Consider the following 12,987-nt stretch of genomic DNA (forward strand, 5'->3'; position numbering starts at 1 on the left):
TGTCATGGCAACTGCCGAAACTACTCAAGAAACTCAACAGGACAGCGGCAACCCGCGCAAGCGCAAGGTGATGCTGCTGGGCCTGGCCCTGATTGTCGTTCTCGCCGGCGTAGGTGTCTGGGCATGGCATGAACTGTACGGGCGCTGGAACGAAAGCACTGACGATGCCTACGTCAACGGCAACGTCGTGGAAATCACCCCGCAAGTCACCGGCACGGTGGTGAGCATCGGCGCCGACGACGGCGACTTGGTGCGTGAGGGCCAAGTGCTGGTGCAATTCGATCCGAACGATGCCGAAGTCGGGCTGCAAAGTGCCCAGGCCAACCTCGCCCGCACCGTGCGCCAGGTGCGCGGTCTGTACAGCAACGTCGACGGCATGAAGGCGCAGGTGCATGCCCAGGAAGCCGAAGTGCAGAAGGCCCAGGAGAACTATAACCGGCGCCGGAACCTGGCGGCCGGCGGGGCGATCTCCCAGGAAGAACTGTCCCACGCCCGGGACGACCTGACCTCGGCGCAGAACGCCCTGGCCAATGCCCGGCAACAGCTCAAGACCACCAGCGCCCTGGTGGACGATACCGTGGTGTCGTCGCATCCCGACGTGCAAGCCGCCGCCGCGCAATTGCGCCAGGCTTTCCTGACCAATGCCCGTAGTACCTTGATCGCTCCGGTGACCGGTTATGTCGCCAAGCGCACCGTGCAACTGGGCCAACGGGTGCAACCGGGCACGGCGTTGATGGCGGTGATCCCGCTGGATCAGTTGTGGATCGACGCCAACTTCAAGGAAACCCAACTGCGCGACATGCGCATCGGCCAGCCGGTGGACATCGAAGCCGACCTCTACGGCAGTGATGTGAAGTTCAGCGGCACGGTCGACAGTCTTGGCGCCGGGACCGGTAGTGCGTTTGCCCTGTTGCCGGCGCAGAACGCCACCGGTAACTGGATCAAGATCGTCCAGCGGGTGCCGGTGCGCATTCATATCAATGCCCAAGAGCTGGCCAAGCATCCGTTGCGGGTCGGTCTGTCGACGCTGGTCAACGTCAACTTGCACGACCAGAGCGGCCCGGTATTGGCCCAGCAGCCGCCGCAGAAAGCTTCGTTCAGCACCCAGGTCTATGACCGGCAGCTGGCCGATGCCGACGCGATGATCACGCGCCTGATCCACGAAAACAGCGCCGCGGCGAGCAAGACCGCGCAGCGCTAACACAGCGCTGCGCAACCCTGTGGCGAGGGAGCTTGCTCCCGCTCGGCTGCGAAGCAGTCGTAAACCGGCGGATGCGGTGTGTCTGATGCTACGCGTTCTACCGATGTTGGGGCCGCTTCGCGGCCCAGCGGGAGCAAGCTCCCTCGCCACGTGTTTGTCGCAGGCCGTAAGGATAGCGTCGCGGTCCTGGCGGGCTTGCTTCGGTTTCACCACCTCTGCTTCATAGGATTTCTCGCAATGAGCAATAACGCGTCCTTCACGCCGCCCAGCCTGTTGCTCAGCACCATCGGGTTGTCGCTGGCGACGTTCATGCAAGTGCTCGACACGACCATCGCCAACGTCGCCTTGCCGACCATTTCCGGAAACCTGGGCGTCAGTTCGGAGCAGGGCACTTGGGTCATTACTTCGTTCGCGGTGAGCAACGCCATTGCGCTGCCGCTCACGGGCTGGCTGAGCCGCCGGTTTGGCGAGGTGAAACTGTTTTTGTGGGCGACCGTGCTGTTCGTCGTCGCCTCGTTCCTGTGCGGAATCTCCACCTCAATGCCAGAGCTGATCGGCTTTCGCGTGGTCCAGGGGCTGGTGGCCGGCCCTTTGTACCCGATGACCCAGACCTTGCTGATTGCGGTGTACCCGCCGGCCAGGCGTGGCATGGCCCTGGCGTTGCTGGCGATGGTCACGGTAGTCGCGCCGATTGCCGGGCCGATCCTTGGTGGTTGGATCACCGACAGTTACAGCTGGCCGTGGATTTTCTTCATTAACGTGCCTATCGGGATTTTCGCGGTACTGGTGGTGCGCCAGCAGCTCAAGGCGCGGCCGGTGGTGACCAGTCGCCAGCCGATGGACTATGTCGGCTTGATTACGTTGATCATCGGTGTCGGTGCATTGCAGGTCATCCTGGACAAGGGCAACGACCTGGATTGGTTCGAGTCGAATTTCATCATTGTTGGCGCGCTGATTTCGGTCATCGCCCTGGCCGTGTTCGTCATCTGGGAAATGACCGACCGCCATCCGGTGGTGAATCTGCGGCTGTTTGCTTATCGCAATTTTCGTATCGGCACCATCGTGCTGGTGGGCGGTTACGCCGGTTTTTTCGGCATCAACCTGATCCTGCCACAATGGTTGCAGACCCAGATGGGCTATACCGCCACCTGGGCCGGCCTGGCGGTGGCGCCTATCGGTATCCTGCCGGTCCTGATGTCGCCCTTCGTCGGCAAGTACGCGCACAAGTTCGACCTGCGCCTGTTGGCCGGGCTGGCCTTCCTGGCGATTGGCCTGAGTTGCTTCATGCGCGCCGGGTTCACCAACGAAGTGGATTTCCAGCACATCGCCTTGGTGCAGTTGTTCATGGGCATCGGTGTGGCGTTGTTCTTCATGCCGACCCTGAGCATCCTCATGTCGGACCTGCCGCCCCACCAGATTGCCGATGGCGCGGGACTGGCGACATTCCTGCGTACCCTCGGTGGCAGTTTCGCCGCGTCGCTGACGACTTGGATCTGGATTCGCCGGGCCGACCAGCATCATGCCTACCTGAGCGAAAGCATCAGTACCTTCGAGCCAGCCACGCGCGAGACGATCAATCAGCTCGGCGGGGCGAGCACGCCGGTCTACGCCCAGCTCGAGCAGATCCTCAACAGCCAGGCATACATGCTCTCCACCGTGGATTACTTCACGCTGCTGGGGTGGGCGTTCATGGGGTTGATCCTGCTGGTGTGGCTGGCGAAGCCGCCGTTCGCGGCGAAGGCCGGGCCTGCCGCCAGCGGCCATTGAAACTGAATAGCCGGCCCCGCTAGGGACTACTTGTGGCTGGGGGTGTGGCTGGGGATTGGGTCAGGTGCCGGCAGTTGTGGCGGCGGGGCAAAACCGAACGGCGCCAACGCAAACCCTTGCTCATCGACCTGCAACGCCCAGCCTTGTTTGTCCCAATCCCCCAATACGATGCGCCGGGCGGCCTGTTCGCCCAGTTGCAGCTTGTGGATGGCGGGGCGGTGGGTGTGGCCATGGATCAGGGTCTTCACGCCGTACTGCTGCATGATCCGCGGGATCTCTTCGGGCGTGACGTCGACGATGTCATTGGCTTTCATGCGTGTCTGCGTGCGGCTTTCGCTGCGCAACTTGCGCGCCAGTTGCTGGCGGCTGCCCAGCGGCAGGTGACGCAGGATGAACAGCGTAAGCGGGTTGCGCAGCCAGCGCCGCAGCTTCATATAGCCGACGTCTCGCGTGCAGAGGCTGTCGCCGTGCATCAGCAACACCGATTCGCCGTTGAACTGCACGACACTCGGGTCCTCGAGCAGGGTGCAGCCGGCCGCTTTGCAGAAAGCCTGCCCCAGCATGAAGTCACGGTTGCCGTGCATCAGGAAAATCGCCGTGCCGCTGTCGCTCAGTTCGCGCAGGGCCTGGCAGATGGAACGCTGGAACGGCGTCATGGCATCGTCGCCGATCCAGGCTTCGAAGAAGTCGCCCAGAATGTACAACGCTTGCGCCGAGCGGGCGCGGGTGGCGAGTAAATCCAGAAACGCCCGGGTGATGTCCGGGCGCTCCTCTTCCAGATGCAAATCTGAAATCAGCAATATCACTCAATGATCTCGGCTTTCTCGATGATCACGTCTTCTGCCGGGACGTCCTGGTGGCCGGCCTTGGAAGTGGTGGATACGCCCTTGATCTTGTCGACCACGTCAGTGCCTTCGGTGACTTTACCGAATACGGCATAGCCCCAGCCCTGGACGTTCTTGCCGCTGTGGTTCAGGAAGCTGTTGTCGGCGACATTGATGAAGAACTGCGCGGAGGCCGAATGCGGCTCCATGGTGCGGGCCATGGCAACGGTGTACTTGTCGTTGGAAAGGCCGTTGTCGGCTTCGTTCTGGATGCTTGGGCGCTTGTCTTTCTTTTCCTTCATGCCCGGCTCGAAACCGCCGCCCTGGATCATGAAGTTACCGATGACACGGTGGAAAACGGTGTTTTCGTAATGGCCGGCCTTGACGTACTCGACGAAGTTGGCAACGGTCAGCGGTGCCTTTTCGGCGTTCAGTTCCAGGACGATGTCGCCGTGGTTGGTGGTCAGTTTGACTTGGGTCATGATCGCTACTCTTTCAAGGAATTCGTGGGTTTCGGGGCACAAACGCCCGCAACCGGTCTGGCTGCAATCGGCCAGGTTGGGCAGTTTAGCGTGCCATGCGCGAATTTCGAGGCTGTTTTTCACCTGGCCGTCGATTAAATTCAATCCTTTGCCGGCCTGGCCTGTCAGGTGCTTGACAGCATCGGCTATGATACGGGCTTTGATTTATCAGGCCGCACCCGGCCGCGCACTTGTACGTTCAAGGATCCTATGAGCAAGCCCACTGTCGACCCTACCTCGAATTCCAAGACCGGCCCGGCCGTGCCGGTCAACTTCCTGCGCCCGATCGTCCAGGCGGACCTGGATTCGGGTAAGCACACGCAGATCGTCACTCGCTTCCCGCCGGAGCCCAACGGCTACCTGCACATCGGCCATGCCAAATCCATTTGCGTGAACTTCGGCCTGGCCGAGGAATTTGGCGGCGTCACGCACTTGCGTTTCGATGACACCAACCCGGCCAAGGAAGACCAGGAATACATCGACGCGATCAAGAGCGACGTCCAGTGGCTGGGTTTCCAATGGGCCGGCGAAGTGCGCTACGCCTCGCAGTATTTCGACCAGTTGCACGATTGGGCGGTAGAGCTGATCAAGTCCGGCGACGCCTACGTGTGCGACCTGACGCCGGAGCAGGCCAAGGAATATCGCGGCAGCCTGACCGAGCCGGGCAAGAACAGCCCGTTCCGTGACCGCAGCGTAAAAGAGAACCTGGACCTGTTCGCCCGCATGCGCGCTGGCGAGTTCCCGGACGGCGCCCGTGTGCTGCGCGCCAAGATCGACATGGCTTCGCCGAACATGAACCTGCGCGACCCGATCATGTACCGCATCCGCCATGCCCATCACCACCAGACCGGCGACAAGTGGTGCATCTACCCGAACTATGACTTCACCCACGGTCAGTCGGACGCCATCGAAGGCATCACCCATTCGATCTGCACGCTGGAATTCGAAAGCCATCGGCCTTTGTACGAGTGGTTCCTGGAGAAGCTGCCGGTGCCGGCCAATCCGCGCCAGTACGAATTCAGCCGCCTGAACCTGAACTACACCATCACCAGCAAGCGCAAGCTCAAGCAGCTGGTGGACGAAAAGCACGTCAACGGTTGGGATGATCCACGCATGTCGACGCTGTCGGGTTTCCGCCGTCGTGGCTACACGCCGAAGTCGATCCGCAATTTCTGCGAGATGATCGGCACCAACCGTTCCGACGGCGTGGTGGATTTCGGCATGCTGGAATTCAGCATCCGTGACGACCTGGACCACAGCGCCCCGCGCGCCATGTGCGTGCTGCGACCGCTGAAAGTCGTCATCACCAATTACCCGGAAGGCCAGGTCGAGAACCTCGAGCTGCCGCGCCACCCGAAAGAAGACATGGGCGTGCGCGTCCTGCCGTTCGCGCGGGAAATCTACATCGACCGCGAAGACTTCATGGAAGAGCCGCCAAAAGGCTACAAGCGCCTGGAGCCAGCCGGTGAAGTGCGCCTGCGTGGCAGCTACGTGATCCGCGCCGACGAGGCCATCAAGGATGCCGAGGGCAACATCGTCGAGCTGCGCTGCTCGTACGATCCCGAAACCCTGGGCAAGAACCCGGAAGGTCGCAAGGTCAAGGGCGTGATCCACTGGGTGCCGGCTGCCGCCAGCGTCGAGTGCGAAGTGCGCCTTTACGATCGCCTGTTCCGTTCGCCGAACCCGGAGAAGGCCGAGGACAGCGCCAGTTTCCTGGACAACATCAACCCTGACTCCCTGCAGGTTCTCACAGGTTGTCGTGCCGAGCCGTCGTTGGGCAACGCACTGCCGGAAGACCGTTTCCAGTTCGAGCGCGAAGGCTACTTCTGCGCGGATATCAAGGACTCGAAACCCGGTGCTCCGGTGTTCAACCGTACCGTGACCTTGCGCGACTCCTGGGGTCAGTGATCAAGTCTTAAGGGAAACCCTGTGCTTACGATCTACAACACGCTCACCAAGAGCAAAGAAGTCTTCAAGCCGCTGGATGGCAACAAGGTCCGCATGTACGTGTGCGGCATGACCGTCTATGACTATTGCCACTTGGGTCATGGCCGCAGCATGGTTGCCTTCGACCTGGTGACTCGTTGGTTGCGCTTTAGCGGTTACGACCTGACCTATGTGCGCAACATCACCGACATCGACGACAAGATCATCAATCGGGCCAACGAGAACGGCGAATCGTTCGATGCGTTGACCGAGCGCATGATCAAGGCCATGCACGAGGACGAGGCGCGTCTCAACATCCAGAAACCCGACTTGGAGCCGCGCGCCACCGACCACATTCCCGGCATGCGGGCGATGATCCAGACCTTGATCGACAAAGGTTATGCCTACGCACCGGGCAATGGCGACGTGTACTACCGCGTCGCCAAGTTCATGGGCTATGGCAAGTTGTCGCGCAAGAAGATCGAAGACCTGCGCATCGGCGCGCGCATCGAAGTCGATGAGTCAAAAGAAGACCCATTGGACTTCGTACTGTGGAAAGGCGCCAAGCCGGGCGAGCCGAGCTGGGATTCGCCGTGGGGCGCCGGGCGTCCGGGCTGGCACATCGAATGCTCGGTGATGTCCACCTGCTGCCTGGGCGAGACCTTCGACATTCATGGCGGCGGCAGCGACCTGGAATTCCCGCACCACGAAAACGAGATTGCCCAGAGTGAAGCGGCCACCGGTAAGACCTACGCCAACGCGTGGATGCATTGCGGCATGATCCGGATCAATGGCGAGAAGATGTCCAAGTCCTTGAACAACTTCTTCACCATCCGCGACGTGCTCGATAAATACCATCCGGAAGTTGTGCGTTACCTGTTGGTATCGAGCCACTACCGCAGCGCCATCAACTATTCGGAAGACAACCTCAAGGACGCCAAGGGCGCCCTGGAGCGTTTCTATCATGCGTTGAAAGGCTTGCCTGCGGCGGCACCTGCTGGTGGCGAAGCGTTCGTAGCGCGGTTTACCGAAGTGATGAACGACGACTTCGGCACGCCGGAAGCGTGCGCAGTGCTGTTCGAAATGGTGCGTGAGATCAATCGCCTGCGCGAAAGCGATCTCGATGCGGCAGCGGGCCTCGCAGCGCGTCTGAAGGAATTGGCCAGCGTGCTCGGTGTGTTGCAGCTCGAAGCCGACGATTTCCTCCAGGCCGGTGCCGAAGGCCGCGTCGACGCCGCCGAAGTCGAGGCGCTGATCCAGGCACGCCTGGCTGCGCGAACCAACAAGGACTGGGCCGAATCCGACCGCATCCGCGACCAGCTCACCGCTATGGGCGTGGTGCTGGAAGACGGGAAGGGCGGGACGACCTGGCGATTGGCGGACTGATTCCAAAAACACGCAATACCCTATGGGAGCTCGCCAGCTCCCATTTTTTTTGTGTACTGAGTGACAGTCATTTCTTTACGAGCCAGTACTGTCAGGTCGTTTCGACGTTCTCTCTGAGCGCAATCTTCATGCGGGGACTTGATGGTGGTGGCGTGAGCTTGAGCTGATTGGCCACGTACGGCGGCTTCCCCGCCATTAAAACGAAACGTCTGACAGCCATGCTACGAGACATGCCAGTAGTATCGGTTTCACGAGCTGGACGGACATCTAAGGCGGGGGAGGGACGCAGGGTGAGGCACCCGGCCTGAATCTATAGCCAGCCATTGCGACGATGCAAACGGGCTGGCTGCGGACTGCGGCAAGGCTCAGGGCGTTTGCGGCTTGTCAGGGGCGGTGAGGCCGGCCTGGATGCGCTGATAAATTTCCTCGCGATGCACCGCCACGTTTTTCGGGGCGTTGATGCCGATCCGGACTTGTTGGCCACTTACGCCCAGAATGGTGATCGTGATGTCGTCACCAATGTTTATGCTTTCACCGACTTTGCGGGTGAGTATCAGCATGGTGTTCTCCTTGATTGCTTTATAGGGCACCTGATTCAGACAGTGCAGATGTCGGTACTGCTTATAGATTAGTGCTAAGTGTCACAATGTGGGTGCCTCTTTCTGACGTGCAGATACAGCATTAATTCCCAGGGTGCGACTATACAGAGACGCCGGACAGGATTCTCGTGTTTTGCGCACTGTTTAGGGCGTTATTGGCGAGTGTGGGTGCTAAAATCCCCTCTTCATGTCTTCCGGGGGAATCGTTGTGCGTAAATTGGCTTGGGTAATCGCGGTATTGGCGCTGGCGGGATGTGGAGAGGGGCGCGACGTCGAAGCCCCCAAGCCGAAACCGGCGGCGACCTCCACCCCGTCAGCCGCTGCCGCGCCGCAGTGGGCAGTCGAGGTTCGAGGCGAAACCCCCCAGGCCGTGAGCGACCTCACCGGATGGTTGATCGAGCATAGCTTCATGTCCACGGTCGTCAGGGAGGATGGCAAGGACCGGGTCCTGGTCGGACCGCTCAGCTCCAAGGCTGAAGCCGAAGCGAAGCAGGAGCAAGTCACTGCCGCCTTGGTACGCGCGAAGAAGCGCAACATCGAGGCCTTGGTTGTGGATTTCCCGCCAGCACGATAACCCGGCGGATAAACAAAAGGCCCCGGGCGCGTGACGTCCGGGGCCTTTTGGCTGGTGGCTTGGTCAACCGCAGGTTTTCATATCCACCGGGCCGACAAATTCGTTTCCGCGCCCCATGACACACGCCACGCTCTGGTTGCGCTGGCGTTCCCAGGCCTGCACGGGATAAGTCTTGTCCCAGGCTTCGTACAGCCGCCGATCCTGTTTGGAGAGGCGTAGGCCGTACTGTTTGCTCATGTAGAAATACGTCCTGGCAATCATTCCTCGAATCGAAGGGCGGGGCATGACCTTCTTGGCCTTGAAATCCACCTGGGTCAGGCATGAGCCATATTGACCTTTCTGCACCGGTAGCCAGCCAAAGCTGAAGTTGCTGCGATCACCATTGACCTCGCCAATGCTTGGGACCAGGTTGTGAAGATCAGCCTCGGCCCGTTGATAGACCGGGTCGTAGCGGGTGCAATGCTTGCGTCCGCCCTGTTGCCAGCATTGGCGCTGATGGCCGATCTGCCAGGCCGGGACGATGTGCTCCCACTCGATGCGTGCGGCGCGCTTCGCGTTTTTACGCGGTACATAACCGCAAGCCGAGAGGTTCACGCGGTTGCCGGTGTATTTGCAGCCACAATAAAACTCGGTGGATTGTGGTGCATAAAGTTTCCAGGCGACTTTCTTCGCTTCGTTGAAAGTGCGGGGAGCTCCGGCGTGTGCGCCCACGGCGACGAACATGAGCAATAAAGCTAAACAGCGAACACTCATCAGGCTCAATCTTCCTTCGGCACAACCCAGAAAACCTGCACACCACCGTCGTCGCGATAGGCAAGGGTGACGTTGTCGTTCTCGTCGATTTCTTCCAGCAAGCGTTCCCATTCATCTACCGGCTCGTCGGGAAGGCGGAAGATCAGCGCGGCCTTGGCTTTTTGTGCGGTAGGCGAATTGATGATTTTCGAGACCCGCAAGCCGAGCCGTGTATAGGAATCTAAGGGGGTAGTTGCAGCGGAGGGCGTGGCCACAGGATTATCCTTATTAAGCTGTACGTGCATACAGTATTTAACTGTAGGCATTTACGCAACTGCTTAAAATTCAAGAAAATCGTCTGACAGCGCTTTTCGGGTTTTGGTGTAGGAGAACTACATTTTTTTAGCGAGCCAAGTAGGCGCAGGTGCCACCTGCTCGAAGGAAGCGGGTGGCGAAGGGAGGCCCGACCGGAATCGGTCGGGCGGGGACGATCAATATTCCCAGAACATCCGCTGCAATTCCTTGCTGTCCTGGGTCTTGGTCAGGGCGACCATCGCCAAGATGCGCGCCTTCTGAGGGTTCAGGTCGTGAGCCACGACCCAGTCGTACTTGTCGTCAGGCTGTTCGGCGTTGCGCAGTACGAACCCACCGGCATTGACGTGGGACGACCGAATGATCTGCACGCCGTCCTTGCGCAGGGCCTGCAGGGAAGGCACCACGCGCGAAGACACCGAACCGTTGCCGGTGCCGGCGTGAATGATCGCCTTGGCGCCGGATTGAGCCAGGGCCTTGTAGGCCGTGTCGCTGACGTTGCCGTAGGAATAGGCGATTTCCACGTCCGGCAGACTCTTGATGGTCTTGATGTCGAATTCCGAGTCCATGGTGTGACGCTTGGCAGGCAGGCGGAACCAGTAGGACTTGCCTTCCACCACCATGCCGAGCGGACCCCAAGGGCTCTTGAAGGCTTCAGTCTTGATGTTGATCATTTTGCTGACATCGCGGCCCGACTGGATTTCATCGTTCATCGTCACGAGGACACCCTTGCCGCGGGCCTCCTTGCTGCTGGCGACGGCCACGGCGTTGTAGAGATTGAGCATGCCATCCGCCGACATCGCCGTGCCGGGACGCATCGAACCGACGACGATTATCGGTTTGTCAGTTTTTTCCACCAGGTTCAGGAAGTACGCGGTTTCTTCCAGTGTGTCGGTGCCATGGGTGATGACAATGCCATCGACGTCCTTGCTGTCGGCCAGTTCGGCGACACGCCGACCCAGTTGCAACAGGTTTTCGTTGGTAATGCTTTCCGAGGCGATTTGCATCACTTGTTCGCCGCGGACGTTGGCCAGTTGGCTGAGCTCCGGTACGCCAGCGATCAGTTTTTCAATGCCGACCTTGGCCGCCTGATACGTGGCGCTGTTGGCCGAGCTGGCACCGGCGCCGGCAATGGTGCCGCCAGTGGCGAGGATGACCACATTGGCGAGCTTTTGCTCAGTCTGGGTTTCTTTCGCCTGGACGGCGTTGGGCAGCAACAGCAGAAGGGCCAAGGCGCCCGGAACGAAAGTCTTTAAGGCAGATGTCATTATTCTTCTCTCTAGTCATGATGGATTCATCTAGATGCTCCGGCAGACCTGAATGCCGGGAGCCCAACTGCCAGAGCATGATCCGTACCAGTGCGGCCATGGCGTGTGAGCTGCTGTTAAGCGGTTGATATTTATAACGATGCGTATTGGAGGAGGTGCCTGCGTAAAAAATCGGTGGACGGGTTTCCGAATATTCAACGTGTTTATCGTTCGGTTACCCGAAGGGAGGTTGTCTGAAGGAAAGAGATTTGTTGGTCGCGCTAAAGAAAATGCCCCAGCGGACGATCTTCCTTGTAGGAATTCATTCATGGAGCGACACATGTCCTTTTCAATCGGCTTCCCAAATGCCGCAGCCCTGACCATTGGCGGCAAGTCTGCGAGCACGTTGAAAGCTTTGAGCGAGGCGAGCGCCGATTCAGCCGACAAGGCCCTTGGCGAAACTGAAGAGTCGGGCAAAGTCCGCGCGAACCTGGCTACCGAAGCCGAAAGCAAGACTGAAAAAAGCGCCAGTACCCAAAGCGTCGCGACACAAACGCTGCTCAAGCGTATGCAAGAACTTCAGCAACAACTGCGTGAACAACAGCAACAATTGGCTGCTGCGCAGGCGCGTGCGTATTCGACGCCTGAAGCCAAAACTACCGCTATCATGGCTATTCAGGGGCAGATCGCCGATACCACCGGCGCGCTGCAGCAGGTGACCGGCAGCTTGATCAAGGAATTGGCGAAGGAGTCCAGTTCCGGAGCGCTGGTCAATACCACCGCCTGACGCCCGACATTCCGGCCCCAACCGGAACGTTGACAAAACCGCGATGCTTTACCATAGTTCATTCCACGCAAACGTTTGCGCGGTTGTCGTGCGACGATTTTGCTCACAATAATCATAAAATCGGAGTGAACCCATGAAGCTGCCATTCGCTGGACGCCTTCTCGCCGTTGCCATGCTCGCGGCCGCATCCGCAGCGCTGCCTTTCTCCTCGGCGCTCGCCCAGACCCCCGAAAAACCCAAGGTCGCCCTGGTCATGAAATCCCTGGCCAACGAGTTCTTCCTGACCATGGAAGACGGTGCCAAGGCATACCAGAAGGAACACTCCGCCGATTTCGAGCTGATCTCCAACGGGATCAAGGATGAAACCGACACCGCCAACCAGATTCGCATCGTCGAGCAGATGATCGTATCCAAGGTCGATGCGTTGATTATTGCGCCCGCCGACTCCAAGGCCATGGTGCCGGTGATCAAGAAAGCCGTCGACGCCGGCATCACCGTGATCAACATCGATAACCAGCTCGACCCGGCAGTGGTCAAGAGCAAAAACATCACTGTGCCGTTCGTAGGCCCGGACAACCGCAAGGGCGCTCGCCTGGTGGGTGACTACCTGGCCAAGCAGCTCAAGGCCGGTGACGAGGTGGGCATTATCGAAGGCGTGTCGACCACCACCAACGCCCAGGCGCGTACCGCAGGCTTCAAGGATGCGATGGAAGCGGCGCAGATCAAGGTCGTCTCCCTGCAATCCGGTGATTGGGAGATCGATAAGGGCAATAAGGTTGCCGCGTCGATGCTCAGCGAATACCCGAACATCAAGGCACTGCTGGCCGGTAACGACAGCATGGCGGTCGGTGCCGTATCAGCCGTGCGCGCGGCGGGCAAGGCGGGCAAGGTGCAGGTGGTCGGCTACGACAACATCAATGCCATCAAGCCGATGCTCAAGGACGGTCGCGTTCTCGCGACGGCCGACCAGTTCGCCGCCAAGCAGGCAGTGTTCGGCATCGAAACAGCGCTGAAGATGCTCAAGGGCGAAAAAGTCGACAGCGGCACCAACGGCGTTATCGAAACTCCGGTCGAGCTGGTGACCAAGCCGTAATTCTGGCGACACAACGGC

Annotated in this window: 13 protein-coding genes; 7 read left to right on the forward strand and 6 right to left on the reverse strand. The window is 59.7% G+C overall.

The window, feature by feature from the left end; translation table 11 throughout:
- The first annotated feature begins 4 nt into the window (after window positions 1-4).
- Window positions 5-1,201, forward strand: a complete 1,197-nt coding sequence (locus HU742_RS08595; protein ID WP_186637837.1) for a TolC family protein — start codon at window positions 5-7, stop codon at window positions 1,199-1,201.
- 237 nt (window positions 1,202-1,438) lie between these two features.
- Window positions 1,439-2,968: a DHA2 family efflux MFS transporter permease subunit gene (locus HU742_RS08600; RefSeq protein WP_238340383.1), complete on the forward strand. Its 1,530-nt coding sequence runs from the start codon at window positions 1,439-1,441 to the stop codon at window positions 2,966-2,968.
- 26 nt (window positions 2,969-2,994) lie between these two features.
- Here the strand turns inward: HU742_RS08600 and HU742_RS08605 are convergent, their stop codons facing one another.
- Both HU742_RS08605 and HU742_RS08610 read right to left on the reverse strand, forming a co-directional pair.
- Window positions 2,995-3,774 carry a UDP-2,3-diacylglucosamine diphosphatase gene (locus HU742_RS08605; RefSeq protein ID WP_186637836.1) on the reverse strand — a complete coding sequence of 260 codons (780 nt, stop codon included), beginning with the start codon at window positions 3,772-3,774 and terminating at the stop codon, window positions 2,995-2,997.
- Window positions 3,771-4,274, reverse strand: a complete 504-nt coding sequence (locus HU742_RS08610; protein ID WP_186637835.1) for a peptidylprolyl isomerase — start codon at window positions 4,272-4,274, stop codon at window positions 3,771-3,773. The genes HU742_RS08605 and HU742_RS08610 overlap by 4 nt, the downstream gene beginning before the upstream one ends.
- A gap of 249 nt (window positions 4,275-4,523) precedes the next feature.
- Here HU742_RS08610 and HU742_RS08615 point away from each other — a divergent pair, with 249 nt between their 5' ends.
- Window positions 4,524-6,221 (forward strand): glutamine--tRNA ligase/YqeY domain fusion protein, encoded by a 1,698-nt coding sequence (locus tag HU742_RS08615; RefSeq protein ID WP_186637834.1) that lies wholly within the window; start codon window positions 4,524-4,526, stop codon window positions 6,219-6,221.
- A gap of 21 nt (window positions 6,222-6,242) precedes the next feature.
- The gene (gene cysS, locus HU742_RS08620; RefSeq protein WP_186637833.1) at window positions 6,243-7,625 is read left to right on the forward strand and encodes a cysteine--tRNA ligase; all 1,383 of its coding nucleotides are present in this window, start codon (window positions 6,243-6,245) and stop codon (window positions 7,623-7,625) included.
- A 365-nt stretch (window positions 7,626-7,990) separates the two neighbouring features.
- Here the strand turns inward: cysS and csrA are convergent, their stop codons facing one another.
- Entirely contained in the window at window positions 7,991-8,185 is a 195-nt protein-coding gene (gene csrA / locus HU742_RS08625; RefSeq protein ID WP_003179932.1) for a carbon storage regulator CsrA, read from the reverse strand.
- 247 nt (window positions 8,186-8,432) lie between these two features.
- On the opposite strand from csrA, the gene HU742_RS08630 reads away from it, so the two are divergent.
- On the forward strand, window positions 8,433-8,798 hold the full coding sequence (locus tag HU742_RS08630) for an SPOR domain-containing protein (RefSeq protein WP_186637832.1): 366 nt from the start codon (window positions 8,433-8,435) through the stop codon (window positions 8,796-8,798).
- A 63-nt stretch (window positions 8,799-8,861) separates the two neighbouring features.
- Here the strand turns inward: HU742_RS08630 and HU742_RS08635 are convergent, their stop codons facing one another.
- The 3 genes from HU742_RS08635 to HU742_RS08645 all read right to left on the reverse strand — a co-directional run bounded on the left by HU742_RS08635 (window position 8,862) and on the right by HU742_RS08645 (window position 11,110).
- On the reverse strand, window positions 8,862-9,551 hold the full coding sequence (locus HU742_RS08635; RefSeq protein WP_186637830.1) for an endonuclease: 690 nt from the start codon (window positions 9,549-9,551) through the stop codon (window positions 8,862-8,864).
- A gap of 5 nt (window positions 9,552-9,556) precedes the next feature.
- Window positions 9,557-9,856, reverse strand: a complete 300-nt coding sequence (locus tag HU742_RS08640; protein WP_176689649.1) for a DUF1654 domain-containing protein — start codon at window positions 9,854-9,856, stop codon at window positions 9,557-9,559.
- Window positions 9,857-10,021: 165 nt separating this feature from the next.
- A complete protein-coding gene (locus HU742_RS08645) occupies window positions 10,022-11,110 on the reverse strand; it encodes an asparaginase (protein WP_186642231.1) in 1,089 nt (362 codons plus the stop codon).
- 319 nt (window positions 11,111-11,429) lie between these two features.
- Between HU742_RS08645 and HU742_RS08650 the strand changes: the two genes are divergently transcribed.
- Entirely contained in the window at window positions 11,430-11,876 is a 447-nt protein-coding gene (locus HU742_RS08650) for a hypothetical protein (RefSeq protein ID WP_186642928.1), read from the forward strand.
- Window positions 11,877-12,009: 133 nt separating this feature from the next.
- The gene (locus tag HU742_RS08655; RefSeq protein WP_186637824.1) at window positions 12,010-12,969 is read left to right on the forward strand and encodes a sugar ABC transporter substrate-binding protein; all 960 of its coding nucleotides are present in this window, start codon (window positions 12,010-12,012) and stop codon (window positions 12,967-12,969) included.
- Window positions 12,970-12,987 lie beyond the last annotated feature (18 nt).

The organism is Pseudomonas marvdashtae, from assembly GCF_014268655.2.
Taxonomy (GTDB): Bacteria; Pseudomonadota; Gammaproteobacteria; order Pseudomonadales; family Pseudomonadaceae; genus Aquipseudomonas; species Aquipseudomonas marvdashtae.